Below are 23,052 nucleotides of genomic sequence, written 5' to 3' on the forward strand. Positions count from 1 at the left end.
ATTACTTACTCGCCCGTCAGCTGGGAGATCACATTCCGCGAACGTTGTTGAGCAGTTCTGTCGCGCCCAGCTCTTCGGCATAGGCGTCCTGCACTGGCTGAACCAGTTCCAGCATTTTCTCGCGACCCTCAAACTCATGCACTTCGATCTGACCTGCGTCGATCATTGCCTGAAGTTTTTCGCCGTCCTGACCGCTCTCCAACGCGCGGCCAAAAGCACCGGCCTCGGTGCCGGCATCCATGATAGCGGCTTGCAACTCAGCAGGCAGTTCATCGAAGATTTTTGCTGACATCACAATTGGGCGCACAGTGATCGTGTGCTGGGTCAATGAGACATGCGGCGCGACTTCGTAGAACTTCAGGTTCTGGATCGAGGCTGCTTCGTTTTCGAACCCGGCAATAACGCCTGTTTGGATTGCGTTATAGACTTCGTTGTAGGCAATGGCAGATGGTGCCGCGCCAACAGCTGAGAAAGTCTGCGCCTGAATTGGGGCCCCCATGACGCGCATGCGGTGTCCGGCAAGTTCATCCATGTTTGTGATGGGCTCGGCTGAGGCCAGGTTCCGCACACCGCCGCCATGATACCCAACAATCACAATGCCAGCGGCTTCGCGCAGATCATCCTCAAGAGGTTTCAGCGCATCCGATGAAAGCACCGCATCCCAGTGTTCAAGATCACGGAACAGGAAAGGCATATCCATCAAAGGAATGGACTCTGAAAACACCGCCATGTTGGACGGGGCAAGGATCGTATAATCTACGGCGACACCTTGGTTGAGGTAGGTGACGTAATCGGATTCAACCCCAAGCTCACCATTCAGGCGCAGATCAAATTCGACCTCGCCATCATATTTCTCTGCGACCAGTCGTTCAAACTCGCGCAAGGTCTTAGTGAATGCATGTTCTTCATCAAACATGCTTGCCCCGCGCAGTGTGACATCAGCTTGCGCGGTCGAAACCCCGCCCAACAAAACAGCCGTCACAGCCAACGTCTTTAGTGAAAAATTGAACATTCTATCCTCCCAGATCAGGTTCAGGTCTTGTTTTCTTCCAGTCGTCTTTGACCGGCGATCGTGTTCGAAACCTTACAAGTGTTCACGCCAGATCAGCCTTCACCCCAATTTGGATGATCTGATTTCCTCCCAGCTAGCACACTTGCTCCGCCCTCGTTGATGGGCACACCCAACACGATAACTGGGATACTAGTCAACATAAATTTTCTAGATGCTCTTTAGATATGTGATATTTTCCTTTTAGAACAATGAATATAATGTAACCTAGTATCCTAATTTGCTCTATTAATTCTCTCTCTGATCTGCCACAATGTCGCCAAACAGAGGTTGGAAAACAAAAAATGGCAGCTTTGGGAACCCTTGAACGTACGACAAGTAGCGATGTCGTCTTTGACGAACTGTTTGGACAAATCACCCGTCTGGAGCTGCTTCCAGGGACAAAGATATCCGAAACGGATGTTGCGAAATCATTCGGGTTTTCACGCCAGCCTGTGCGCGAGGCTTTCACGCGACTTTCCAACCTCAATCTCCTTTTGGTGCGGCCACAACGCGCGACAGTTGTTCGACCGTTCTCACGCCAGCTCATCGCGAATGCCCGCTTTGTGCGTGCCGCAGTCGAATTGGAGGTCATCCGCACTGCCGTGTCAGATCGCGACAAGTCGGTAGACGCGGCATTAAAAGCTAACCTTCGTGAACAGGCGGATGCAATCTCAGCAGAAGATGTCAATTTGTTCCATGATCTGGACTACCAGTTTCACAAACTGCTTTGCGCCTCGGCCAAACAGGCGTTTGCGTTTGAAATCATCGCCGAAAACAAAGCACAGGTTGACCGCCTTTGCATGCTGGCGTTAACCAGCAAAGAAGCAATGGATGATTTGTATCTGGATCATCAATCTCTTTTAAAGGCCCTGTTCAGCGGGGATGCGTGGGCGGCGGATCAAGTCCTTCGTACGCATCTTGACCGTTTGACGCCAACCATTCAGGCGATCTACACAACGCATAACGCATACTTTGATGAATAGGTGGCTAGATATCGGATGGCTTTTCGCCTCATTGCCCTAGTCTAAATTCATACATATTAATATCGAGTAGTTTAAAAAAACCGCATGAACAAATTGCGGGTCAGCGGTTTTTCCCGCCTTTCACAGAAACTGATCCTGTCAACCACGCAAATGTTGCGGACTAGGGTATCTGCAACGCCAGCTTAACGCTTGGCAAAAGAAAGCAGCAAGGAGCTCTCAAATGTTTGATCTTGTTGTGGGGATCGCAACGTCGACTGCCGTATTGGTGCGACCAAACATCTTTGGAATGTGCTGTTGAGCCTGACGCAAGTTCTATCGGGCTGCTAACCCAGCGCAATCAGCCTAATACTTACAATGAATGACCGCTATCGCTAGAGTGTTGGCCTTGTTCGCCACCGCAGCGAAAGTCCGATTTCCGCCCCTTGTGCCGAAAGCTATGTGTTGCAAATGGAGATAGCGGTGGCTTATCCCCCGCACCACATTCTACCGCTGGTATGATCGGTATCTGCAGCGCGGTGAGGCTGGTTTGCATGATCAATCACCAAAGCCAAATCATGTCTGGAACCGGGTGCCCACCGAAGTGAAGCGCAAGGTTGTGGATCTCGCTCTGAAAGAGACGGAGCTGTCGTCGCGCGAGCTGGCCGCCACGTTCACCGATCAAGAGCGCTATTTTGTGTCGGAATCTACAGTGTATCGCACGCTCAAGGCGCATGACCTGATCACCAGCCCTGCCATCATCGTGCTGAAAGCCGCGAATGCGTTTGAGCATAAGACAACAGCCATCAACCAGCTTTGGCAGACCAACTTTACCTATCTCAAGGTTCTGGGTCGGGGCTGGTTTTATCTCAGCACAATTCTGGACGATTACAGCCGCTACATCATCTCATGGAAGCTCTGCACGAACATGCGGGCTGAGGATGTGACAGAACCCTCGATTTAGCCTTGCAGGCCTCCGGATGTGATCAGGCCCATATCGTCCACAAACCAAGACTGCTCAGTGACAACGGCTCAAGTTATGTCTCTGGCGATTTGGCTGAATGGTTGAAGGACAAAGGCATGAAACACAGTCGTGGTGCGCCGTGTCATCCGCAGACCCAAGGTAAAATCGAACGATGGCATCAAACTTTGAAGAACCGCATCTTATTGGAAAACTACTTCCTGCCAGGTGATCTCGCGGCCCAGATCGAAGCCTTCGTCGATCACTACAACCATCAGCGATATCACGAGAGCCTAAACAACGTCACACCCGCCTATGTCTACTTCGGGCGTGACCAAGCCATTCTGGAATAACGAGAACGGATCAAACGGAAGACGTTCGAAGCTCGGCGTTTGCGTCACAGCCAGCGCGCAGCTTAATCACACAAATCAGATGAGCCGAACACTCACTTAGTTTACGCCGCTCTTGGTTCCAAAAACTCTGACGACGGACACTCAATATGCGGAAAAGCTGATGGCACAGGAAACCGGCGGGAAAGACCCGGACCAACGCGACGGGTCCTGATCCCGGGTTTGCGTGCAAATTTGAAAAGGAATTGCTGGACCTCGCTCTTCCCACAGTAAGCAGCAAAAGCAGCGGCGCCGAAAAACATCAACAGGGACCGCCAATGCTTTTGGGCCAGCATCTTCACCTCCTCCCGAAGATGCTGGCCCAATCCAAGTCTGCAATCGGAGCGACAAGGCGATGGTCCATCTCAGACATCATCAAGACTTTGCCATTCGCCGACTCTATCCAGCCGACCAAAACGAGATCTGCGAGCACTTTCGACGGCTCGACGCCGAAGCTCGGCGCGCGCGGTTCTGGTGGACTGTCAGCGACGAGAGTCTGACGACCTACGTTCAGAGCATTCCTCATTATGACAGCATTCTCTGTGGCGCGTTTGCAAAAGGGCGTCGGAGGGGCGTCGCCGAACTCCGCGGTGACGACCAGACCGGATCTACAAAGACGGAAGCCGCCTTTTCTGTCGAACCTGATTGGCAAAACATCGGAATTGGTGATGCGCTGTTCGAGCGTATTATCGCAATCGCGCGGAAGTGGGGCATCAGTTCAATTGAAATGATGTGCCTGCGAGAGAACCGCCGCATGAGGCATCTTGCAGCAAAGCACAATGCTCGGCTGTGCATCGATCAGGGCGTTGCTAAAGCCGTTTTGCATCCAAACTGGTCATCGCCCTCCTCCCAAGCCGCAGAAATCGTTGGTGAAGTCAGGGGATTTCGCTTGTTCATTTGAGTGGGGGGAGAAGCAAACGTCCCGAAACGTTGCGTTAGCACATACTCGAAAACTCTCAAAGTCCCGCAAAGTGGACCAAGCACCGTTCTTGCCGGCTAGGCTCTCATCAAATGCCCGAAAGAGATCTAAGGTGCGACACGACCTCGTCCGAACCGTGGCCGGCTTTCAGGCAGGCAAATACCACCGGCAGATCGCCCCGCATTCTCGCGGCGTCTCGGCGCATGACGTCCAAAGATGCCCCCACATGAGGGGCAAGGTCGGTTTTATTGATGACTAGGATGTCTGACCTGGTGATTGCGGGGCCACCCTTGCGTGGGATTTCCTCGCCTGCGGCCACGTCGATCACATAGATTGTCAGGTCCGCCAACTCCGGGCTGAAGGTGGCCGATAGGTTGTCGCCACCGGATTCGATCAGGACGACCTCTACGTCGGGGTGACGCAGCCGCATCTCGGCCACGGCAGCCAGGTTGATCGACGCGTCTTCGCGAATCGCCGTATGAGGACAGCCACCGGTTTCCACTCCAATCACGCGATCCGAAGGCAGGATTTGCATGCGCATCAGAGCTTCGGCGTCTTCTTGTGTGTAGATGTCGTTGGTGATGACGCCGATCGAGTGATCGTCTTTCAAAAGTTCGGCAAGCCTCGCGGTCAGGGTCGTCTTTCCTGCACCGACCGGGCCGCCGATACCGATGCGCAAGGGGCCGTTGAGTTGTGTCATGATTGGAAGAGCCTCGGTTCAAGAGTTTCGTGGGCCATCGCGGAGATGTCTGAGAAAAAGGCGTTGCCAAAAACGTCCGTGGTGTCCGCATTTCTCGTGTCTTCGGCGACCTGAAGGCAAAAGGGCTGCAAGTTCAGGATCACCCGTTGACCGGCCGTCTGCCCGATGGGGCTCAGGCGGATGGCCGAGGAGGTCAGGTTTGCGACAAAGGCCTGCAGATAGAGAACGGCAGTCGTATCGATATCCAGCTCTGCCAATCTAGCGGCGCGACCGACGGCAACGGGCAACAGCATGTCAGGCAGCGCCAAACCCCAGACAGCATTAACCGTCGCAACAAAGGCAGCGCCCTGCCTTTCAGCTTCGCGCAGACGCTCTTGAGCGGTGGCAAAGGATCGTGCTTTCGCGTCCATCTCCAATGGGTCGTCGGCAGCATAAGCCAGCCGCATCCAGATCGCATCAGCGCGACCTGAGCCATCACTCAGGCAATCTCTCAGCCAGTCTTCCAAACTGGTCGCGTCGGCAATCCAACCCTCGTTGATCGCTGTCTCAAGTCCGTGCGAATAGGCGAAGGCCCCCACTGGAAACGCGGGCGACAGCCATTGGGTCAGCGTCAGTAAGTGCGCATCAATGGGCGTGGGCATGGGCCGAGTGTCCGTGATCGTGCGCATGGGTGCGCCCGTGACCATAGGCGCCGCCTTCCGGAGTGAAGGGTTCGGTGACTTGGGTCGCTGTGGCACCGAGGTGGCTCAGCATATGAGCGATGACGGGATCATCCTGGATCAAAAGGCGGGTCGCCTCGATCTGACAAGGTGTGTGGCGGTTGCCGATGTGCCAGGCGAGGCGGGGCAGGTCTTGCCCGGAAACGGCCAAGAGGTTTTCGGGTGCCGCCGTCACTTTAACCAGACGTCCATCGCCCAGTTCCAGCACGTCGCCATCGTTCAGAGATACGGTCTGTTCGAAGTCCGCGACAAAGGACCAGCCTTCGGTCGTTGTCAGTTTCTTTCGCCGGAAAAATCGGGCGTCGTAGGTCAACGCGCAGTCCGCTATCGCATTGTCTGATGTGCCAACGGGATGGAGCGTTTGTGCAAGTGGAAGATCGGTCATGGGGCCTCAATATAGAAAATACCGCTGCGCCATGGGCAGCTCGGTTGCAGGTTGGCAGGTCAGCAATTCGCCATCAGCCCGCACCTCATAGGTTTCGGGGTGCACTTCGACCTCGGGCATGGCGTCGTTCAGGACAAGATCCGCTTTGCCGATACCGCGCGTGTTCTCCACCGGCAAACTTGTCTTGGCCAATCCAAGCGCATCTCCCAGTCCTTCGGAGTGTGCCGCCTCGGAAACAAAGGTCACGGCATTGGCTTCCAGAGAGCGGCCAAAGGCCCCGAACATCGGGCGAGTATAGACCGGCTGCGGTGTCGGGATTGAAGCGTTTGGATCGCCCATCTGCGCACACACAATGCTGCCGCCCATAAGGATCATCTCAGGCTTCACACCGAAAAACGCCGGGTTCCATAGGACCAGATCGGCGCGTTTGCCTTCTTCGATCGAACCGATGTGCTTTGACAGCCCGTGTGCAATGGCCGGGTTGATCGTGTATTTCGCGATATAGCGACGGACGCGGAAATTGTCGTTGTCGCCGACCTCCTCGGCCAAGGCGCCCCGCTGTTTCTTCATCTTGTCAGCGGTTTGCCAGGTGCGAATGATCACTTCGCCCACACGCCCCATGGCCTGGCTGTCTGAAGCGATGATCGAGAACGCCCCCATGTCGTGCAGGATGTCTTCGGCGGCGATGGTCTCGCGCCGGATGCGGCTTTCGGCGAAAGCCACATCCTCTGGGATGGATTTGTCCAGGTGATGGCAGACCATCAGCATGTCCAGATGTTCGTCCACTGTATTGACCGTAAAAGGTCGGGTCGGGTTGGTCGACGACGGCAGAACATGGGCCTCGCCACAGATCTTGATGATGTCAGGGGCATGGCCGCCCCCTGCGCCTTCGGTGTGGAAGGCGTGGATGGTGCGGCCCCTTATGGCGGCGATGGTGTTTTCGACAAAGCCGGATTCGTTCAGCGTGTCGGTGTGGATCATCACCTGAACGTCCATGTCGTCCGCCACAGATAGGCAACAGTCGATTGCGCCGGGCGTCGTGCCCCAATCCTCATGCAGCTTCAACGCGCAGGCACCGCCCTTGACCTGTTCCTCTAAAGCGGCGGGGAGCGACGCATTCCCCTTTCCCGCAAAGGCGAGGTTCATCGGAAACGCATCCGCCGCCTGCAGCATCCGCCCAATGTGCCACGGTCCCGGTGTGCAGGTCGTGGCCAGCGTGCCATGGGCCGGGCCAGTGCCGCCGCCCAGCATTGTGGTTAGACCAGAATACAGAGCATCCTCGATCTGCTGCGGGCAGATGAAATGAATGTGGCTGTCGAACCCACCGGCCGTCAGGATCTTGCCTTCGCCAGCGATGGCTTCAGTGCCAGGGCCGACGATGATGTCGACGCCGGGTTGTGTGTCTGGGTTGCCCGCCTTGCCGATCTTGTGGATCTCGCCGTCTTTCAAACCGACGTCCGCTTTGTAGATGCCGGTTGCGTCCACGATCAGCGCGTTGGTGATAACGGTATCCACCGCACCCTCGGCGCGCGTGGTCTGAGCCTGACCCATGCCGTCACGGATCACCTTGCCGCCACCGAATTTGACTTCTTCGCCGTAGGGACCTGTCAGGTCCTTTTCCACTTCAATGATCAGGTCAGTATCGGCCAGTCGCAACTTGTCGCCGGTGGTGGGGCCGAACATGGCGGCGTAGTCAGAGCGGGGGATTTGGGTGGGCATCAGAGATCTCCCATCACAAGCTGGTTGAACCCGAAGACACGCCGTGCGCCGCCAATCTGGATCAGTTGCACCTCGCGCCGTTGACCGGGTTCAAACCGCACGGCTGTCCCGGCTGCGATATCCAGACGCATGCCGCGTGCGGCGTCGCGGTCGAAATCGAGCGCCGCGTTGGCCTCGCCGAAATGGTAGTGTGAGCCGACCTGCACCGGTCGGTCGCCCGTATTGGCGATCATTAGTGTGATCGGCTCCGCCCCTGCGTTCAGAGTGACCTCACCCTCCGCCGGAAAGAGTTCGCCGGGGATCATTGGCGTCTGCGGACACGGACCGCCTTGCGCTTGGCCAAAACAACCGCAGCGCCGATCAGCATCAAGGCGACGGGCACAGCCCAATCCCCCGAATGCTCATGTGGGAGGCTTGCGGGGTGGGCCAAGGCGGGCGAGGCCAAAAACAAGGCGGGAATAGCGTAACGCATGAGAGACTCCTATCGGATGGGATTGTGGACGGTGACCAGCTTGGTGCCGTCCGGAAAGGTGGCTTCGACCTGCACTTCGTGGATCATCTCGGGGATGCCTTCCATGCAGTCATCGCGGGTGATGACCACGGCGCCTACCTCCATCATGTCGGCGACCGAGCGGCCATCGCGAGCGCCTTCGACGACCGTGTCGGTGATCAGCGCGATGGCCTCGGGGTGGTTCAGCTTGACGCCACGGGCAAGGCGCTTGCGGGCCACTTCGGCAGCCATGGCGATCAGCAGTTTGTCTTTTTCGCGGGGGTTGAGTTGCATGGATCAAAGGCTCCAGGATTTCGGCAGGGTGGTTTCGGTCAGGCGTTCCAGCACCGGCACCAACCATTGGCGCAACAGATAGGAATCGGCGGCAAGAAGTCGGATGGTCAAAAGATCGGGCGCGACAAGGCTTGCGCCGCCCGTCTTTGGCAACAGCTGTCGGATGATCAGCAAAAGCGCCTCGGCACGCGGGCCGAAGTAAAGGGCGCTGGCAAGGGCGGTCATGCCGCCTGCGATGGCCGGACGGTCAAGACTGGCGCTGATTGATCCGGTCAGGTTGATGCGATCCCAATAGATTGGGCGACCATCGTGGCGCAGGGTGATCCGGTCGCGAAAACTGCCCGAGATACGGGTTTCGCCCATGGCGCGGCGACCGAAGACGACGGGTTCGACCAGCACGGCCTCGGTTCCGTCGGTGACGTCCACGTCAAGGCGACGGTTAAGACAACCGCCGTCAAACATGATCAACTCTTGCGGCAACCAATGCAGTACCGCGCCCTTGGCGACAGACAGGCGCGTGCTGACACACGCAGCGCCAGAAGTGCTGCGATAGGCACGTTCTGCGGCTTGGGTTGTCAGGATCAGGTGGCTGTCCGGCCCGGCGCTGGCCGAAGCCTCAAACCGGTCGCCGCCTGTTAATCCGCCCGAAGTGTTCAGCACAATGGCTTCGACGGCATCCTTGCGACGCGGAAAAGCCACCTTGCTAGCGCCCGAGGTTCTGAAGCGGTCTATGCCCGTACGTCCGTCACGGCATTTGGTCGACAAGGTCATGGCACCGATGGATCTCGGGGCGGTGTTCGCCTCTCGTGATGCCAGATGTGGTTGACCCATGCGTTTGTCGCCCCCGGTACTCGACCCGCATGGTTCACCATGCAGATTGGGGGGTGATCCACCGCTGCGCGCCGGGAAAAAGACCAATCCCGGAGTTCTGCCTATTTGCTGTGCGAAAGTAACCCCACTCGCCCAGAAGTTCAGCAATGATGAGATGCCGACACGGAAATGCCTGAATGACGTGTCGAACGGGTGACAGGGACTTCGTCTGTTAAGTGTGCGTTAGCCATAAGGTGGCAGAAAGCTTGATTGCTGACTTCTAGGTCGTTCATGATCGGATCATGAGCAGTTTGAAAACCTTTCTGGTCCTGCTTCTTATCCTACCGAAGCAAAGTCTGGCGGCAGATGATCCCCTGATGTCTTCATTCGCGGCATGTGCAGGACGGTTCTCGGCCGAGTTGGAACATTCCTGGCTTATGAATGATGACCGCACGGATCAGATCGCGCATCGCCGGGCGCAGTTCATCGACCTTCTGAACGCGACGGTGCCCGACGATCAACGACGTCATGCGCTTCACCTGCGTATCGACGCCAAGATGGCGCATGCGCAATTGCTGACCGCCGCCAGCTTCTCACGCGATGCGGATCGCTCCAAATGGGCGGTGCGGCGTGCCCGGGCCGAGATCGGCTATTGCACAGGATTCTTGCTTGAAAGCTGAAACGCCCAAAGATTTGGCGTTTCTTTCGCACAATAAAATGGCGAACCCGCGAAAGTCTGCGCAATTTTTGACGGATTGACGCCAGGGGCCGTTTTTCAACCCCCGCCGATCTCGCAGTCGCAGCAATTTCCATGGAACGACTTCTTCCGGGATCACACAAATCCCGTTGAACGTGCGATGGTGCTGGCCTTGCAATTCCAAAACACCACCGCACTCCGCAATTAGATTGCGTGGGGGGCATATGGGGGATCACACCCTTGAAAGCAACGCTTCCCCGCGCAGTGCCTGAAGGAAAACTGCGATGAAAAAGACACTTCTTAGTTCTGCCGCCGTCCTGGCCGCTTCGATGCTGCCGGCCATGGCGCAAGACTGCCCGATCAAGGTGGGAGTGCTGCACTCCCTGTCCGGAACCATGGCGATTTCAGAAACAACACTAAAAGACACGATGGAAATGCTGATCGAACAGCAAAACGCCAAAGGCGGCGTTCTGGGCTGCGAGTTGGAGGCCGTCGTGGTCGACCCGGCGTCGGACTGGCCGCTCTTTGCCGAAAAAGCGCGCGAGCTGATTTCGGTACACGAGGTTGACGTGATTTTCGGCAACTGGACATCCGTGTCGCGGAAATCGGTTCTACCTGTGATCGAAGAGTTGAACGGACTTCTGTTCTATCCGGTTCAATATGAAGGCGAGGAATCCTCAAAAAACGTCTTCTACACCGGCGCCGCCCCCAACCAGCAGGCAATCCCGGCGACGGATTACTTTCTGGAAGAACTTGGCGTTGAGAAATTCGCGCTTCTGGGCACCGACTATGTTTACCCCCGGACGACGAACAACATTCTGGAAAGCTATCTTCAGCAGAAGGGCATCGCCGAGAACGACATCTTCGTCAACTACACGCCCTTTGGTCATTCTGACTGGTCCAAGATCGTCTCGGACGTCGTGGCTCTTGGTGCGGATGGCAAGAAAGTCGGCGTGATTTCAACGATCAACGGCGACGCAAACGTGGGCTTCTACAAGGAACTCGCGGCTGCTGGCATCAGCGCCGACGACATTCCCGTTGTGGCCTTCTCGGTCGGCGAGGAAGAATTGTCGGGTCTCGACACCACCAACCTTGTTGGTCACCTCGCAGCCTGGAATTACTTCCAGTCAGCAGATACCGATGCCAACGCCGAATGGGTCGAGGCCTGGAAAGCCCGCATGGGCGACGAGCGTGTGACGAATGACCCGATGGAGGCGCATTACATCGGCTTCAACATGTGGGTGAATGCGGCGACCGAAGCAGGTACCACCGACGTCGATGCCGTGCGCACCGCCTTGTACGGGCAGGAATTCCCGAACCTGACTGGTGGCACCGCTGTCATGCTGCCGAACCACCACTTGGCCAAGCCGGTTCTGATCGGCGAGATCACCGAGGATGGTCAGTTCGACATCATCAGCCAGACGGAGGAAGTGCCGGGCGATGCCTGGACGGATTTCCTGCCGGAATCGGCGGTGCTGAAATCCGATTGGGCGGAACTCGATTGCGGGATGTACAACACCGAAACGTCGTCCTGCGTTCAGATCAAGTCGAACTACTAAGCATGGTGGGTTGAAAACCCACCCTACGGGTGCGGCGCATGTCGCCCCCAGAACGCCTTACGGGGGCTGAACTATCCATGTCGATTATACGTCGGTTCAACATCGGTTTCATGTCGGTGCTTCTATGCGCTCTTGCCTTGCCACTTTCGGCGCAGAACGCCGAGGCGCCGATCCAGCAACTCTTGCAAGAACATGGCGAAATCATCGCCAAATCCTCGCGCAAGACCATCGGTCCTGCCATCGACGCGCTTGCCGCCAGTGGTCTGGCCGAGGCCCAGGTCGTGCTGGAACGCTGGCAAAACAAAGAGATGTGGCGCGACAAGGACACCGGGCTTTTCGTCTATGGCGAAGCCTCGGGCAAGGAATTGACGGCGTTTGACTTTGCCGATGGCGCGGAACTTGGCACTTTCGTTGCCCGTGACTTCAAACAGTTGAAACCCAACAGCGGCATTCGCGGCATGATCGGCGCGGCCCTGGTGCAATTCCAACTATCAGGGTCCTTTGCCGAAAAGATGCAGGCCCTGAATGCGATCGAGCGTGACTCGGAGGTGTCCCATCTCGCGGCCCTGACCAAAGTTCTGCCCAACGAAACGGACCAGTCTGTGCAAAGTCGCATGGAACGCCTTCAGGGACTTTTGACAATCCGCTTCGGCGCGACCGACGAGGAGAGGATTGCTGCCATCCAGCGGTTTGACGGCGATCTTGGTGTCGATGTCCGGGCCGCATTGAACCCGCTTTTGGCCGTGGAGGTCGAGGCTTCGGCACAAGCACCCGAGGGCGATGACATCGCCCGCATCCTGACCGTCGGCAGCGACGACCTGCCGCGCGAGTCCGCCTATGATCTTCTGGTTGCCGCCGATCTGGCGAAACCCCGGATCAGCCGGTACGACAAGCGGAACGCGCTTTTGGCCAACATCTCGAAGGGATCGGTCGCGGGGGTTCAGGTGGCGACCCTGAACAGCGAAGACGCACGCGACCTTGCTTATGAAGCTTTGGCCGAACAGGGCGTGGTAGACCCCGTGGCCACCGAAACCGAGGTGGACGAAACGCTGGCAGGCTTCACGTTCTACGAACGCTACAGCGGCTCGCCTTCAGTGGCCGTTGCCGCGGCGGCGGTGCTGACGGGCATCGAAAACAAGGTGGCATTCAACCAGGCATTTGACCTTGGCCTTGACGCCCTGTCTCTCGCTTCGATCTACTTTCTTGCCGCCATCGGTCTTGCTATCACCTTTGGGGTGATGCGCGTGATCAACATGGCCCATGGCGAGTTCATCATGATGGGCGCCTACACCGGCTACGTCGTCCAGCAGATCATCCCGGATTACACGATTTCCATTATCGTCGCCTTGCCGCTGGCCTTTGCCGTCACCTTCGGCGCAGGGGTCACGATGGAACGGCTAGTGATCCGCCACCTCTACCATCGCCCTCTGGAGACGCTTCTGGCGACTTTCGGGATTTCCATTGCCATGCAACAGATCGCCAAGAACATCTTCGGCACGCAAGCGCGGCCCCTCACCTCGCCCGGTTGGCTGGACGGATCGCTGGTGTTCAATGACATCGTGTCGATCAGCTATATCCGGATCGCGATTTTCGTTTTGGCGCTTTCGTTCATGGCGCTATTCCTTTTCGTCATGAACCGCACTCGATTGGGGCTGGAAGTGCGGGCGGTGACGCAGAACCCCCGCATGGCGGCCTCGATGGGGATCAACCCCGACAGGATCAACATGCTGACATTCGGCTTCGGCTCGGGTATTGCCGGGATTGCGGGTGTGGCGATTGGGCTTTACGCCAAAGTGACCAGCGAGATGGGCGCGGACTATATCGTGCAAAGCTTCATGACCGTGGTCGTGGGCGGCGTTGGCAACATCTGGGGCACGCTTCTGGGCGCGACCATGGTTGGCTCGCTGCAAAAAGGGATCGAATGGCTGAACCCCTCGAACACACTGGCCGCACAGACCTATATGATCCTCTTCATCATCCTCTTCATCCAATTCCGGCCGCGCGGGATCATCGCGCTTAAAGGCCGGGCGGCGGAGGCATGAGCATGGCGGAACTGACAGCAGGCCCTGTGCGTCGCACACCTTTCGTGGTGCGTTATCCGTCGGTGCTTATCTTTCTGGCCTGTCTGGGGCTGTTCACCCTGGGCGTGACGATCCTGTCCGAAGGGTTCGGTATCGGCGTCATCTCGACCAGTTTCGTTAAGACCCTGGGCAAGACCCTGTGCCTCTGCCTCGTCGCGCTGGCGATGGATCTGGTCTGGGGCTATTGCGGTATCCTGTCCCTTGGGCACATGGCCTTCTTCGGAATGGGCGGTTACGCGATAGGCATGTGGCTGATGTACGAGCGGACGCGTCTGATCGTCGTCGAAAGCCTCGCCGCCGGAGGGCTGCCGCCAACGCCCGAAGAGGTCTCCAGCGGGATCGCTGGCCAGATCTTCGGTGTCGTCGGAGCCTCGGAATTTCCGCCGATCTGGGCCTTTGCCCATTCTCTGCCGCTGCAACTGGCCGCCGTCGTACTGGCGCCGGGGCTTCTGGCGCTGGTCTTTGGCTGGCTGGCCTTCCGCAGCCGGGTGACAGGTGTGTACCTTTCGATCCTGACGCAGGCGATGACGCTGGCGCTGTCACTGTACCTGTTCCAAAACGACAGCGGATTGCGCGGCAACAACGGTCTGTCAGGCCTGCAGAATCTGCCGGGGTTGGAGAGCACTAGTCAGGCCATCGTTTCGGTCTGGTTCCTTTGGGCCTCGGCCCTGGCCTTGGGGCTTGGATACCTGCTGGCGACATGGATGGTGTCGGGCAAGTTCGGCTCGGTCCTCAGGGGCATTCGGGACGACGAAGCGCGGGTGCGCTTCCTTGGCTATCCAGTCGAGGCGTTCAAGCTGTTTGTCTTCACCGTATCGGCCGTGCTCGCTGGCATTGCAGGCGCAATCTACTACCCACAGGCGGGCATCATCAACCCGGCGGAACTGGCGCCGATTGCCTCGATCTATCTGGCGGTCTGGGTGGCCATCGGCGGGCGTGGGCGATTGTACGGAGCCGTGATCGGCGCAGCTTTCGTCTCGCTCTTGTCGACCTGGTTTACCGGCGGGCAAGCCCCTGACCTGAACATCGCCGGGTATCGCATTCAATGGGTCGATTGGTGGACCGTCCTGTTGGGGCTGTCCTTCGTGGCGGTTACGCTTTTCGCACCGAAAGGCATTGGAGGGCTGGTCGACGCCTTGGCAGCGCGTCGCAACCCCAATCGGCATGGGCGCGACCTGGGGCCGGGCCACGGTTCTTTGAGAGAAAAGGAGGCAGATGCATGAGCGCGCTTCTTGAAGTCTCGGGCGTGTCGGTCAGCTTTGACGGGTTCAAGGCGCTGAACAACCTGTCGTTCAGCATTGACAGGGCCGAATTGCGGGCGGTCATCGGCCCGAACGGCGCGGGCAAGACCACCTTCATGGATGTGGTGACCGGTAAAACCCGGCCTGACGAGGGCCATGTGCTTTGGGGCGAACCGCCCGTGTCTTTGCTGGGCAAATCGGAAAGCAAGATCGCCATGGAAGGGGTCGGGCGCAAGTTCCAGCGACCCACGGTGTTTGAGGATCAGACGGTTCAAGACAACCTGATGATGGCGCTGAAAAAGTCGCGGTCGCCGCTGGCCGTGCTGCTGTTCAAACCCGAAACACCGGACTTTGCCCGGGTCGAAGAACTGGCGGATGTCATTGGGCTGGACGCGGTTCTGTCACGGAAATCTGGCGAGTTGTCCCACGGGCAAAAGCAATGGTTGGAGATCGGGATGCTCTTGGCACAGGAACCGAAGCTGTTGCTGGTGGACGAACCTGCGGCAGGCATGACGACCGCAGAACGTCAGAAGACCACGCAAATTCTGCGGGACGCGGCGAAGACCCGCGCTGTCGTCGTAGTGGAACACGACATGGATTTCGTGCGGCGTTTGGATTGCAAAGTGACCGTGCTGCACGAAGGCTCGGTTCTGGCCGAAGGCTCGATCGATCACGTCACCAAGAACCAGCAAGTCATCGAGGTGTACCTTGGCCGATAGTTTCCTCAGCATCCGCGATCTGACGCTGCACTATGGCGGCAGCCAAATTCTGAACGGCGTGGATTTCGACGCGGCCCAGGGCGAGGTCACCTGCTTGATGGGCACCAATGGCGTAGGCAAGACGTCGCTGTTAAAGGCGCTGGCGGGCACCCATCCCCGGTCGGGGGGCGACTATGATCTGGACGGCCAAAGCATCGGAAAGCTGAAGGCCTTTGACCTTGCGCGGAAGGGCGTTGCCTATGTGCCCCAGGGGCGCGAGATCTTTCCGTTTTTGACGGTGCAGGAAAACCTTGAGACGGGATTTGCCTGCCTGCCAAGTGGCGAACGCAAGGTGAAGGACGAGATTTTTGATCTGTTCCCCATTCTGAAGAAGTTCCTGCAACGGCGGGGCGGTGACCTTTCAGGCGGCCAGCAACAGCAACTGGCGATCGCGCGCGCGCTGGTGTCGAACCCGAAAGTGCTTCTTCTGGATGAACCGACCGAAGGTATCCAGCCGAACGTCATCCAGCAGATCGGCGGCACCATCCGCATTTTGAAGGAACGCGGGAACATCGCTATCGTCCTAGTCGAACAGTATCTGTCCTTCGCCTATGATCTTGGGGATGCCTTCGTCGTGATGGAGCGCGGTGCCGTCAAACTGAGCGCGCGAAAGCCGGAACTATCACTCGAAAAGCTGACCGCAAGCACGTCTTTGTAGTACGCAATGGCAGGGTGATCTGTATACTATTCTTCCCTTCATAACCGGTTTCGCCGCTTCAAGGCCGTAAGTCTGTTCCAAACCGGCGAACGGCAAGTGCCATTCACCGACGCGGGTCAGATTTCAATCTGCTCCGCAATAGTGAGAGCATCTTCCAACTCAACGCCAAGGTAACGCACTGTACTGTCAATCTTAGTGTGACCCAGCAAAAGCTGCACTGCACGGAGATTCCCTGTCTTACGGTAAATCTCCGCTGCTTTGGTTCGGCGGAGTGAATGGGTTCCGTAACCGCTCGGTTCCAATCCAATCGCTGTCACCCAATCCCGGACAAGCCGACCAAACTGACGCGTTGAGATATGGGGTCGCTCGAGGAAACGGCTCGGAAACATGAAGCTACAGCCCATCATCTTTGGCGACTTGACCCAAGCATGAACCGTATCCCGTGTGTTTTCCGTCAGTTCGAATTGTACTGGTTTCTTGGTTTTGCTCTGGACCACTGAAACCCGTTCTCGAGCACGATCATCTTTGACCAGATCGGTCACGGCAAGCCTAACCAAATCGCATCCACGCAGCTTGCTATCAATGGCGACGTTGAACAGCGCAAGATCGCGCAGATTTCCGGCGAGTTCGAGCCGAGCACGGATCGCCCAGACCTGCTTGGGAAACAAGGGGCGTTTCTGGCCGATGATCCGCCCCTTGTTCCATGCTCTGCGCTTTGGGGTGACTGCGGGAAGTTGAGCTCTAGGCATAATGTGCCCTCCAATCCGCCCTCCGCACCCAATCATCGGCACCGCGCCAACGAGGCACTTGTACAATCGAATCGGATGCCTGCTGTCCGAAGCCCACTCTACTTGAGTTCTCGGTGCAGGCATTGAACCGCTTTGAGTTCGTTGGCGGACATAGGTTGTGATGCACCCCAGAACGGAATCAAGGCGCGTCAGCCCCACCGTGGAAGCACCGGTCCGGTGGGCCGACGCTTGCACAGATTTTCACGGATCACTGCTTCAGTCTACATCCCGTGAATCCGGGCGCACATTCTTGCTATGCAATATTTGAATGGCCGAATTCAGCGCTGCGCCGTGACACAAGAATTTGTGCGTGCCCAAAATTTTCCGTGTTGCGAGCGCACGCAGCGAAAAAATCCAAGGTACAGGTTGGGCTCTGAGCGATGGTCGCTACCCGTTGCCGGAATTCCCGCTGCCAGACAGCGAACGACGCATGCTCACTTTTGCGGCCTGAGAAACACGAATTTATACAGGTGGTTCGGACGGAAATGCGTTGTCCAGACGAAGGGACGCTATCAGACCGCGAAGGGACCCCGGGTTTCTGCGGCACCGCATGGCCGTGAAGAGCCCAGTTCGGCCAAGGCTGCAAAGTCGAAGAACGGCTGCTCATGGGGTTTAAAGAGATGTTTCCAACCGTTCGCAGAAAAGCCCCTTTGGCTCCGAGGCGAACGTCAAAAGCATGCGGCCAACCATTCACAAAATGCCGCTGACGCCTGTTTTTCGCGGAGGCCCGTATTTCGTTGGATGACATAATGTGACTGACCATTCGCGATGGGGTCACCGACAATATTGATGGCGCGCCCTGCGGCGATGGCCTGTTGTGCGAACCGTTCGAACATAATCGCGCAGCCGTTCTCCGCGGCGGCCAATTCACAGGCCGCGACCGAGGTGTCAACGATGATGCGGGGAGAAATCCTGTCAATTGGCAGGCCGTTGGCGGATAAATAACGCGCCCAATGGTCGTCAAAGCCCAGAACGTGAATGGCATCAAGTTGCATCAGATCCGCGGGCCTTTGGACTTTCGTTGATGTCTGCACCCCGCAGACGGGCAGGATTCTCTCGTCCGACAGCTTGACCATGCGTGGGTTTGCGTGGGTCTGCGCGGCGAGCAAAATCTCGACATCGACGGGGTGTTTTTCCAGCACATTTTGCCACAGCGACGTTTCAAGCTTGATCACGATTTGCGGGTGTTCATCTTGAAAGGTGGACAGCTTCGGCGTCAGCCAGATGATCATCGCCGCAGAGGCGCGCACAACGATGGTCGTTTCTAGCTCCGGCCCAAAAAGCCCGCTGGTCGAAAACGCGATGTGTTCAAGCGCCTCACGCACCGAAATCAGATAGGCTTGCCCGATATCCGTAAGCTGCAGGCTTTTGGCGCGGCGGATGAACAGGTTTTGCCCCAGCTTGGTCTCCAGCGCCTTGATATGTTGGCTGACGGCGGTTTGCGTCAGGCCCAATTCATGGCTTGCGGCGGTAAAGCTCTGGTGGCGGGCCGCGGCCTCAAACGTGCGCAGCCAATTCAGATTGAGATTCTGTTTCACCCGTGTGGCATAAGATATTTATGTGCTTGAGGGCAATTCGTTTCGTTTATCTTCTGCCAACTGCTCGTCTATCAATGGGTAACGGGCCCGCGTCTGCCCGATTTCCAAAGGAGAGTGCGATGTCAAAGACCGTTTTTGGTACCCATGCTGACATGGCCCTGAACCTCGTCGATCTTGCGCGTTATCCAATTGCTGATCTGGATAAGGGCGCGGGTGCGGCGTTCCTGAAGGACTGTCAGGACCACATGGAGGCGTACGGCTGGTGCAATCTGGATGGCTTCATCCGCGCGGACGCATTGGCCGCCCTTGAGGACGAATCCAGCAGCCTTTTGCCCGGTGCCGAGGTGCTGACAATCAAACGCAACATCTATCAAGGTGCGATTGATCCGTCCTTGCCCGAAGATGATCCGCGACGTCGCGAATACACCCATGTGGCTACTCAGCTTGCCGATGACCAGATACCGGCAGATACGTTGATCCAGCAGTTATATAAGTCGGATGTCCTGACGGACTTCGTTCGCCGTGTGCAGAAAAAGACCGTGTTGCATCGTTGTGCAGATGAGTTTCAGGCACTGAATGTTGTCGCACTTTACCCCGGCAGTTGGCATGCATGGCATTATGATACAACCGAATGTACCGTGACGTTGCTTTTGAAAGCAGCTGAAAGCGGTGGCGATTTTGCATTCTTGCCAAATTCGCGCACAGATGAGGCCGAAGACCGTGACGCCGTGGACCGGTTATTGGCGGGGGATATGTCCCATGCGCATAAATTCGATCGTGGGGCCGGGACGTTTACACTGTTCCGTGGCGGATATTCCTTGCACGGTGTGACCGAAGTGTTCGGCGCGCATCCCAGAGTTACGGCAATTATGACCTATGATGAACAAAAAGGTCGTGTCATCAGCGACGACATCAACGTACGCATCTATGGCACACGCGTTGAAAAAATCCTTGAGGATCGTAGGGCCGCACTGGCGCAGGCTAAAGGAATATCACAATGAAAACCGCTCTCCTCGTTATTGATGTGCAAATGGCGCTCGCCCATGACGATGCTGCTGGGGCCGCGCGGTCTTGCCCTGAAGCGTCTGACAATATTGGACGTTTGCTGTCGCAATTCCGCGCATCTGGTGACAAGATCATCCACATCCACCACCACGGCACAGATGCGGATGATCCGTTTCACCCAGATGCACCGGGTTCTGCCGTTCAACCGTTTGCCGCACCTCAGAACGGCGAACAAGTGATCGTCAAACACGCCTCTAGTGCATTTGGTGGCACCACGCTTTTAGCTGATTTGCAGGGCGCGGGCATTGAACGGGTCGTCATCTGCGGTGCGACCGCCAATCATTGTGCTGAATCCGCCGCACGCTCGGCCAGCAGCCTTGGGTTTGATATGATCTATGCCTCTGATGCGGTCTGGGCCTATGACGCAACCGGTCCAGACGGGGTTGCCCATACCGCCGCGCAAATCCACTCGGTGACCCTTGCAAACCTTCACGGCGAATTTGGTGCGGTCCAATCGACCGACGAAATCCTCGCCGCTTGATTTCAGGAGACGCACACATGCGCATTGGTTTTATCGGGCTTGGCACGATGGGTGGGGCGGCGGCCCTGAACCTGATCAAGGGCGGGCATCAGCTGGCCGTTTGTGATCTGGACGCTAAGCGCGCCGAACGGCATCTGGCGCTTGGGGCGACGTGGGCTGATACGCCCGCCATGGCCGCCAAAGATGCCGATATCGTCTTTACTATGGTGTTTGGTCCCAAGCAGATCGAACAGGTGGTTCGGGGTCAAAACGGTCTACTGTCGGCGATGGGGGCGGGGCAGGTTTGGGTTGATATGACAACCAACCAACCGACCCTGGCACGAGCACTTGGAAGCGCATTGGCAGCCAAGGGCGTCCAGCCGGTCGACGCCCCGGTATCAGGCGCGGTTGATGGCGCACGTGCAGGCAATATGCCGCAATTTGCCGGCGGCGACGAGGACACGATCGAGCGTATCCGCCCCGTGATGGAGCTGATGGGGCCGATGCACTACATGGGCCAAAGCGGCAACGGGTCAATCACCAAACTTGCCAGCAACCAACTTTGGGCGATCCACGCCACCGCGATGGGAGAGGCATTGGTCATGGCCGTAAAATCCGGCGTTGAATTGCCCCGAGCATGGGAAGCTCTGAAAATTGGGGCCAGCGATAGCTGGTGTATGCACCATGATGCGCCGTCGGTCTTTGCAGGGCACTACGATCCATCTTTCACGCTAGACCTGTGCCAAAAAGACTTGGGGCTCATTGTCGAGGCCTGCGATGACGCAGGAACACCGGCCCCCGCGACACGTCTGGTCTGCGCGCAATTTGAAAAAGCGCGAAAAACCTACGGCGGCGACAAGGGCGAACTGCACGTAATCAAGCTGGAAGAAGATGCCGCCGGTGTGTCACTGCGTACGGATGGTGACTGGGTGCCCCATTGGGAGAAATAGCGATCCAGGCCACTTTGGTATGCCCCAACCGAAGTCAGTTGCTGACTTTGGCACCGTTTCAGCAAAAGTCGGCATTGTCCGCGACCTGTAAATTCCCACCTTAAAGAATGCTGCGCGGTGCGCGAACGGCCAGAATGGCCGCCGCACCGCAACATGAGAAGTTGCGCGGGTGCCGAAAAATCCTAGCTGCGAGCGCACGCAGAAAAAAATAGCAACGACTGGTGGGGGCTCAAACCAGTCATCTGACGGTTTCAGTAGGTTATCGGTTCGGTTCAGACAGTATGAAGGCCTGCTATGCAGGACAATGCCGACATTGGATTTTCCTGCTTTGCTGATGCAGCATTCTCTCGCACGTGCGGCACCACCATTGATACGATGCAGCGCATGTCGCCGAACCAGTCGTTCGCGGTCGTTGATTTGCAGCAAACCGAAAACATTTCGACAAGTTTTCAATTGGCGACTTGAAATAACAACTCGTATCCCACAAGCATTCAGCAAATCATTTTCGCTTTCGTTGAACGCCTAACGACGGACGTTATTTGGCTTAAGTGAAATAGTTTAAAGGATAATAATGCACGCAGTCGTTTTGTTTTTTTCGCTTGTCCTCTTGGTGTTTGCTGGAGCTGCTCAAGCTCAGAGCGTTATCACTCTTTCTGAGAAAGGCGGATTACACGCAGCTTACGTAGTTCCGGTAGACGACCTCGACCGTGTGGACGTGCAGCTAATTGTTCTCTCGGGGGCGTATGACGATCCGGAACCATCCGGTACGGCGCATCTGACTGAACATCTGGCCGCGTTTTCAGCGGATGCTACCATTCTGAGAAAGCCCCGAGAGCGTGATATCCATGCGACAACGCACAACGTATCTACTGTCTACACTAATTCTGGCGTTCCTTCCGACATAGAAATGCTGTTGCGGCTGTCTCGGGCGGTTCTTGACACCCCAACACTGCCGAAAGGATTTGCGGAAAGCGAAATTGATATCGTTCAGCGTGAAACACTGCTACGCGAAAGACAGTCTCCGCTTCGCTGGCTCCGAAGAATTGCGCTTCAAAACCTCTATGGCACTCTGCGTGGTCGGGCAAATAACACCATTGAAGATCTTCCCAAATTGAACCTTGAGAAGGCCTATCAGTTTCACGAAACACACTATGTGCCATCCAATGTGACGTTAATCGTGTCGGGGAAAATTGACCCTGATAAAGCCGAAGAACTCGTTGCACGTATATTTGGGGACACAGAACCTTCTGAGGTTCCTCAGAAGCCCTGGTTAGACCACAAACCGGATCCCGAGCTCAAGTTTATTGAGCGCATTAGGTCGGACAAGCTGGCGCATGACACAGTCCAGTTTGCGAAATTCGTGGACTTCGAAGATCGGTCAACCAGCATCGAGATGCAGGGCGCATTTTTCATCGCCATCGATATTTTGAACGAAAGGCTATACAAGGCCCTGTACTATCAAGACGAGCGTGTTTTCAGCGTCGATGCTGACTGGTATTTTGCCAAGAATGCTGATCTAGAACTTACCATAGATTTGCACCTGATGCCTGGCTTCAGCTTGGACCCGGCGCACAGCCATCTGACAGAAACTCTGGCGAATTTGTTGAACGAACCAATCACCAGGGACGAAATCAATCAAGCACGCCAGACGCAGGTCGTTGGAGCCCGGAATGCCGCGCGCCGACCCGTAGAGTTTCTATCATTTCTGAAGAATGTGGCTTCTGATGGCTTCCCACCTGTCACACCGTCAGTATTTGTCGAGATCTTGAACGATACGACAGATCAGGACGTTATTGATTTTGCCGAAAAGGTCATCAAGCCATCAGCCACATCAGTCGTGTTGGCCGAAAAAGCAGAGTAA

General features: G+C 56.8%; 24 protein-coding genes and 1 pseudogene. 14 read left to right on the forward strand and 11 right to left on the reverse strand.

Going from position 1 to position 23,052, the window contains the following annotated elements:
* Positions 1-28: 28 nt before the first annotated feature.
* Positions 29-1,012, reverse strand: coding sequence for a TRAP transporter substrate-binding protein (locus AC2FLB_RS07135; protein ID WP_496701379.1), 984 nt, complete (start codon positions 1,010-1,012; stop codon positions 29-31).
* A 341-nt stretch (positions 1,013-1,353) separates the two neighbouring features.
* On the opposite strand from AC2FLB_RS07135, the gene AC2FLB_RS07140 reads away from it, so the two are divergent.
* From AC2FLB_RS07140 to AC2FLB_RS07150, 3 genes and pseudogenes are all read left to right on the forward strand, one after another.
* Positions 1,354-2,034: a GntR family transcriptional regulator gene (locus AC2FLB_RS07140; RefSeq protein ID WP_271952726.1), complete on the forward strand. Its 681-nt coding sequence runs from the start codon at positions 1,354-1,356 to the stop codon at positions 2,032-2,034.
* A gap of 466 nt (positions 2,035-2,500) precedes the next feature.
* Positions 2,501-3,390 (forward strand): annotated as a pseudogene (locus tag AC2FLB_RS07145) (IS3 family transposase); the annotation flags it as partial.
* Between the two features lie 325 nt (positions 3,391-3,715).
* Positions 3,716-4,261, forward strand: a complete 546-nt coding sequence (locus tag AC2FLB_RS07150) for a GNAT family N-acetyltransferase (protein WP_496708938.1) — start codon at positions 3,716-3,718, stop codon at positions 4,259-4,261.
* 106 nt (positions 4,262-4,367) lie between these two features.
* Here the strand turns inward: AC2FLB_RS07150 and ureG are convergent, their stop codons facing one another.
* From ureG to AC2FLB_RS07190, 8 genes are read right to left on the reverse strand one after another with little or no spacing between them, the layout of a single operon-like run.
* A complete protein-coding gene (gene ureG / locus AC2FLB_RS07155; protein ID WP_142639053.1) occupies positions 4,368-4,979 on the reverse strand; it encodes an urease accessory protein UreG in 612 nt (203 codons plus the stop codon).
* Positions 4,976-5,620, reverse strand: a complete 645-nt coding sequence (locus AC2FLB_RS07160) for an urease accessory protein UreF (RefSeq protein WP_496679840.1) — start codon at positions 5,618-5,620, stop codon at positions 4,976-4,978. The genes ureG and AC2FLB_RS07160 overlap by 4 nt, the downstream gene beginning before the upstream one ends.
* A complete protein-coding gene (locus AC2FLB_RS07165) occupies positions 5,604-6,083 on the reverse strand; it encodes an urease accessory protein UreE (RefSeq protein ID WP_496708939.1) in 480 nt (159 codons plus the stop codon). Before AC2FLB_RS07165 ends, AC2FLB_RS07160 begins: the two co-directional genes overlap by 17 nt.
* A 6-nt stretch (positions 6,084-6,089) precedes the next feature.
* Entirely contained in the window at positions 6,090-7,802 is a 1,713-nt protein-coding gene (gene ureC, locus AC2FLB_RS07170) for an urease subunit alpha (RefSeq protein WP_496708940.1), read from the reverse strand.
* A complete protein-coding gene (locus tag AC2FLB_RS07175) occupies positions 7,802-8,107 on the reverse strand; it encodes an urease subunit beta (RefSeq protein ID WP_496708941.1) in 306 nt (101 codons plus the stop codon). Before AC2FLB_RS07175 ends, ureC begins: the two co-directional genes overlap by 1 nt.
* Positions 8,104-8,274, reverse strand: coding sequence for a hypothetical protein (locus tag AC2FLB_RS07180; protein WP_496708942.1), 171 nt, complete (start codon positions 8,272-8,274; stop codon positions 8,104-8,106). Before AC2FLB_RS07180 ends, AC2FLB_RS07175 begins: the two co-directional genes overlap by 4 nt.
* Before the next feature lie 9 nt (positions 8,275-8,283).
* On the reverse strand, positions 8,284-8,586 hold the full coding sequence (locus AC2FLB_RS07185; protein ID WP_496708943.1) for an urease subunit gamma: 303 nt from the start codon (positions 8,584-8,586) through the stop codon (positions 8,284-8,286).
* A 3-nt stretch (positions 8,587-8,589) separates the two neighbouring features.
* Positions 8,590-9,417, reverse strand: coding sequence for an urease accessory protein UreD (locus AC2FLB_RS07190; RefSeq protein WP_496708944.1), 828 nt, complete (start codon positions 9,415-9,417; stop codon positions 8,590-8,592).
* 281 nt (positions 9,418-9,698) lie between these two features.
* Here AC2FLB_RS07190 and AC2FLB_RS07195 point away from each other — a divergent pair, with 281 nt between their 5' ends.
* The 6 genes from AC2FLB_RS07195 to urtE all read left to right on the forward strand — a co-directional run bounded on the left by AC2FLB_RS07195 (position 9,699) and on the right by urtE (position 16,390).
* Complete coding sequence (locus tag AC2FLB_RS07195) at positions 9,699-10,076, forward strand: hypothetical protein (RefSeq protein ID WP_496708945.1); 378 nt, start codon at positions 9,699-9,701, stop codon at positions 10,074-10,076.
* Between the two features lie 301 nt (positions 10,077-10,377).
* Positions 10,378-11,652: an urea ABC transporter substrate-binding protein gene (gene urtA, locus AC2FLB_RS07200; protein ID WP_496701388.1), complete on the forward strand. Its 1,275-nt coding sequence runs from the start codon at positions 10,378-10,380 to the stop codon at positions 11,650-11,652.
* Positions 11,653-11,762: 110 nt separating this feature from the next.
* Positions 11,763-13,694: an urea ABC transporter permease subunit UrtB gene (urtB, locus tag AC2FLB_RS07205; protein ID WP_496709003.1), complete on the forward strand. Its 1,932-nt coding sequence runs from the start codon at positions 11,763-11,765 to the stop codon at positions 13,692-13,694.
* Between the two features lie 2 nt (positions 13,695-13,696).
* Positions 13,697-14,956, forward strand: coding sequence for an urea ABC transporter permease subunit UrtC (gene urtC / locus AC2FLB_RS07210; RefSeq protein WP_496705668.1), 1,260 nt, complete (start codon positions 13,697-13,699; stop codon positions 14,954-14,956).
* Positions 14,953-15,693 (forward strand): urea ABC transporter ATP-binding protein UrtD, encoded by a 741-nt coding sequence (urtD, locus tag AC2FLB_RS07215; protein ID WP_142639072.1) that lies wholly within the window; start codon positions 14,953-14,955, stop codon positions 15,691-15,693. Before urtC ends, urtD begins: the two co-directional genes overlap by 4 nt.
* Positions 15,683-16,390, forward strand: coding sequence for an urea ABC transporter ATP-binding subunit UrtE (gene urtE / locus AC2FLB_RS07220; protein WP_142639074.1), 708 nt, complete (start codon positions 15,683-15,685; stop codon positions 16,388-16,390). The genes urtD and urtE overlap by 11 nt, the downstream gene beginning before the upstream one ends.
* 116 nt (positions 16,391-16,506) lie before the next feature.
* On the opposite strand, the gene AC2FLB_RS07225 is transcribed toward urtE, so the two are convergent.
* Both AC2FLB_RS07225 and AC2FLB_RS07230 read right to left on the reverse strand, forming a co-directional pair.
* Entirely contained in the window at positions 16,507-17,139 is a 633-nt protein-coding gene (locus tag AC2FLB_RS07225) for a tyrosine-type recombinase/integrase (protein ID WP_496702408.1), read from the reverse strand.
* Positions 17,140-17,846: 707 nt separating this feature from the next.
* A complete protein-coding gene (locus AC2FLB_RS07230) occupies positions 17,847-18,716 on the reverse strand; it encodes a LysR family transcriptional regulator (protein WP_496705670.1) in 870 nt (289 codons plus the stop codon).
* 119 nt (positions 18,717-18,835) lie between these two features.
* On the opposite strand from AC2FLB_RS07230, the gene AC2FLB_RS07235 reads away from it, so the two are divergent.
* The 5 genes from AC2FLB_RS07235 (at position 18,836) to AC2FLB_RS07255 (ending at position 23,052) form a co-directional block, all read left to right on the forward strand.
* The gene (locus AC2FLB_RS07235) at positions 18,836-19,717 is read left to right on the forward strand and encodes a HalD/BesD family halogenase (RefSeq protein ID WP_496708946.1); all 882 of its coding nucleotides are present in this window, start codon (positions 18,836-18,838) and stop codon (positions 19,715-19,717) included.
* Entirely contained in the window at positions 19,714-20,262 is a 549-nt protein-coding gene (locus AC2FLB_RS07240) for an isochorismatase family protein (RefSeq protein ID WP_496691999.1), read from the forward strand. The genes AC2FLB_RS07235 and AC2FLB_RS07240 overlap by 4 nt, the downstream gene beginning before the upstream one ends.
* 17 nt (positions 20,263-20,279) lie before the next feature.
* Entirely contained in the window at positions 20,280-21,191 is a 912-nt protein-coding gene (locus AC2FLB_RS07245; protein WP_496691998.1) for an NAD(P)-dependent oxidoreductase, read from the forward strand.
* Between the two features lie 294 nt (positions 21,192-21,485).
* Positions 21,486-21,656: a hypothetical protein gene (locus AC2FLB_RS07250; RefSeq protein ID WP_496691997.1), complete on the forward strand. Its 171-nt coding sequence runs from the start codon at positions 21,486-21,488 to the stop codon at positions 21,654-21,656.
* 106 nt (positions 21,657-21,762) lie between these two features.
* Positions 21,763-23,052, forward strand: coding sequence for a M16 family metallopeptidase (locus AC2FLB_RS07255; protein WP_496702416.1), 1,290 nt, complete (start codon positions 21,763-21,765; stop codon positions 23,050-23,052).

It is taken from the genome of Ruegeria sp. CDSA236 (assembly GCF_059611285.1).

What these genes read in the sequence shown, in the direction of transcription:
- AC2FLB_RS07135 (WP_496701379.1), bottom strand. Translation starts at nt 1,012, where the DNA reads ATGTTCAATTTTTCACTAAAGACGTTGGCTGTGACGGCTGTTTTGTTG.
- AC2FLB_RS07140 (WP_271952726.1), top strand. Translation starts at nt 1,354, where the DNA reads ATGGCAGCTTTGGGAACCCTTGAACGTACGACAAGTAGCGATGTCGTC.
- AC2FLB_RS07150 (WP_496708938.1), top strand. Translation starts at nt 3,716, where the DNA reads ATGGTCCATCTCAGACATCATCAAGACTTTGCCATTCGCCGACTCTAT.
- ureG (WP_142639053.1), bottom strand. Translation starts at nt 4,979, where the DNA reads ATGACACAACTCAACGGCCCCTTGCGCATCGGTATCGGCGGCCCGGTC.
- AC2FLB_RS07160 (WP_496679840.1), bottom strand. Translation starts at nt 5,620, where the DNA reads ATGCCCACGCCCATTGATGCGCACTTACTGACGCTGACCCAATGGCTG.
- AC2FLB_RS07165 (WP_496708939.1), bottom strand. Translation starts at nt 6,083, where the DNA reads ATGACCGATCTTCCACTTGCACAAACGCTCCATCCCGTTGGCACATCA.
- ureC (WP_496708940.1), bottom strand. Translation starts at nt 7,802, where the DNA reads ATGCCCACCCAAATCCCCCGCTCTGACTACGCCGCCATGTTCGGCCCC.
- AC2FLB_RS07175 (WP_496708941.1), bottom strand. Translation starts at nt 8,107, where the DNA reads ATGATCCCCGGCGAACTCTTTCCGGCGGAGGGTGAGGTCACTCTGAAC.
- AC2FLB_RS07180 (WP_496708942.1), bottom strand. Translation starts at nt 8,274, where the DNA reads ATGCGTTACGCTATTCCCGCCTTGTTTTTGGCCTCGCCCGCCTTGGCC.
- AC2FLB_RS07185 (WP_496708943.1), bottom strand. Translation starts at nt 8,586, where the DNA reads ATGCAACTCAACCCCCGCGAAAAAGACAAACTGCTGATCGCCATGGCT.
- AC2FLB_RS07190 (WP_496708944.1), bottom strand. Translation starts at nt 9,417, where the DNA reads ATGGGTCAACCACATCTGGCATCACGAGAGGCGAACACCGCCCCGAGA.
- AC2FLB_RS07195 (WP_496708945.1), top strand. Translation starts at nt 9,699, where the DNA reads ATGAGCAGTTTGAAAACCTTTCTGGTCCTGCTTCTTATCCTACCGAAG.
- urtA (WP_496701388.1), top strand. Translation starts at nt 10,378, where the DNA reads ATGAAAAAGACACTTCTTAGTTCTGCCGCCGTCCTGGCCGCTTCGATG.
- urtB (WP_496709003.1), top strand. Translation starts at nt 11,763, where the DNA reads ATGTCGGTGCTTCTATGCGCTCTTGCCTTGCCACTTTCGGCGCAGAAC.
- urtC (WP_496705668.1), top strand. Translation starts at nt 13,697, where the DNA reads ATGGCGGAACTGACAGCAGGCCCTGTGCGTCGCACACCTTTCGTGGTG.
- urtD (WP_142639072.1), top strand. Translation starts at nt 14,953, where the DNA reads ATGAGCGCGCTTCTTGAAGTCTCGGGCGTGTCGGTCAGCTTTGACGGG.
- AC2FLB_RS07225 (WP_496702408.1), bottom strand. Translation starts at nt 17,139, where the DNA reads ATGCCTAGAGCTCAACTTCCCGCAGTCACCCCAAAGCGCAGAGCATGG.
- AC2FLB_RS07235 (WP_496708946.1), top strand. Translation starts at nt 18,836, where the DNA reads ATGTCAAAGACCGTTTTTGGTACCCATGCTGACATGGCCCTGAACCTC.
- AC2FLB_RS07240 (WP_496691999.1), top strand. Translation starts at nt 19,714, where the DNA reads ATGAAAACCGCTCTCCTCGTTATTGATGTGCAAATGGCGCTCGCCCAT.
- AC2FLB_RS07245 (WP_496691998.1), top strand. Translation starts at nt 20,280, where the DNA reads ATGCGCATTGGTTTTATCGGGCTTGGCACGATGGGTGGGGCGGCGGCC.
- AC2FLB_RS07250 (WP_496691997.1), top strand. Translation starts at nt 21,486, where the DNA reads ATGCAGGACAATGCCGACATTGGATTTTCCTGCTTTGCTGATGCAGCA.
- AC2FLB_RS07255 (WP_496702416.1), top strand. Translation starts at nt 21,763, where the DNA reads ATGCACGCAGTCGTTTTGTTTTTTTCGCTTGTCCTCTTGGTGTTTGCT.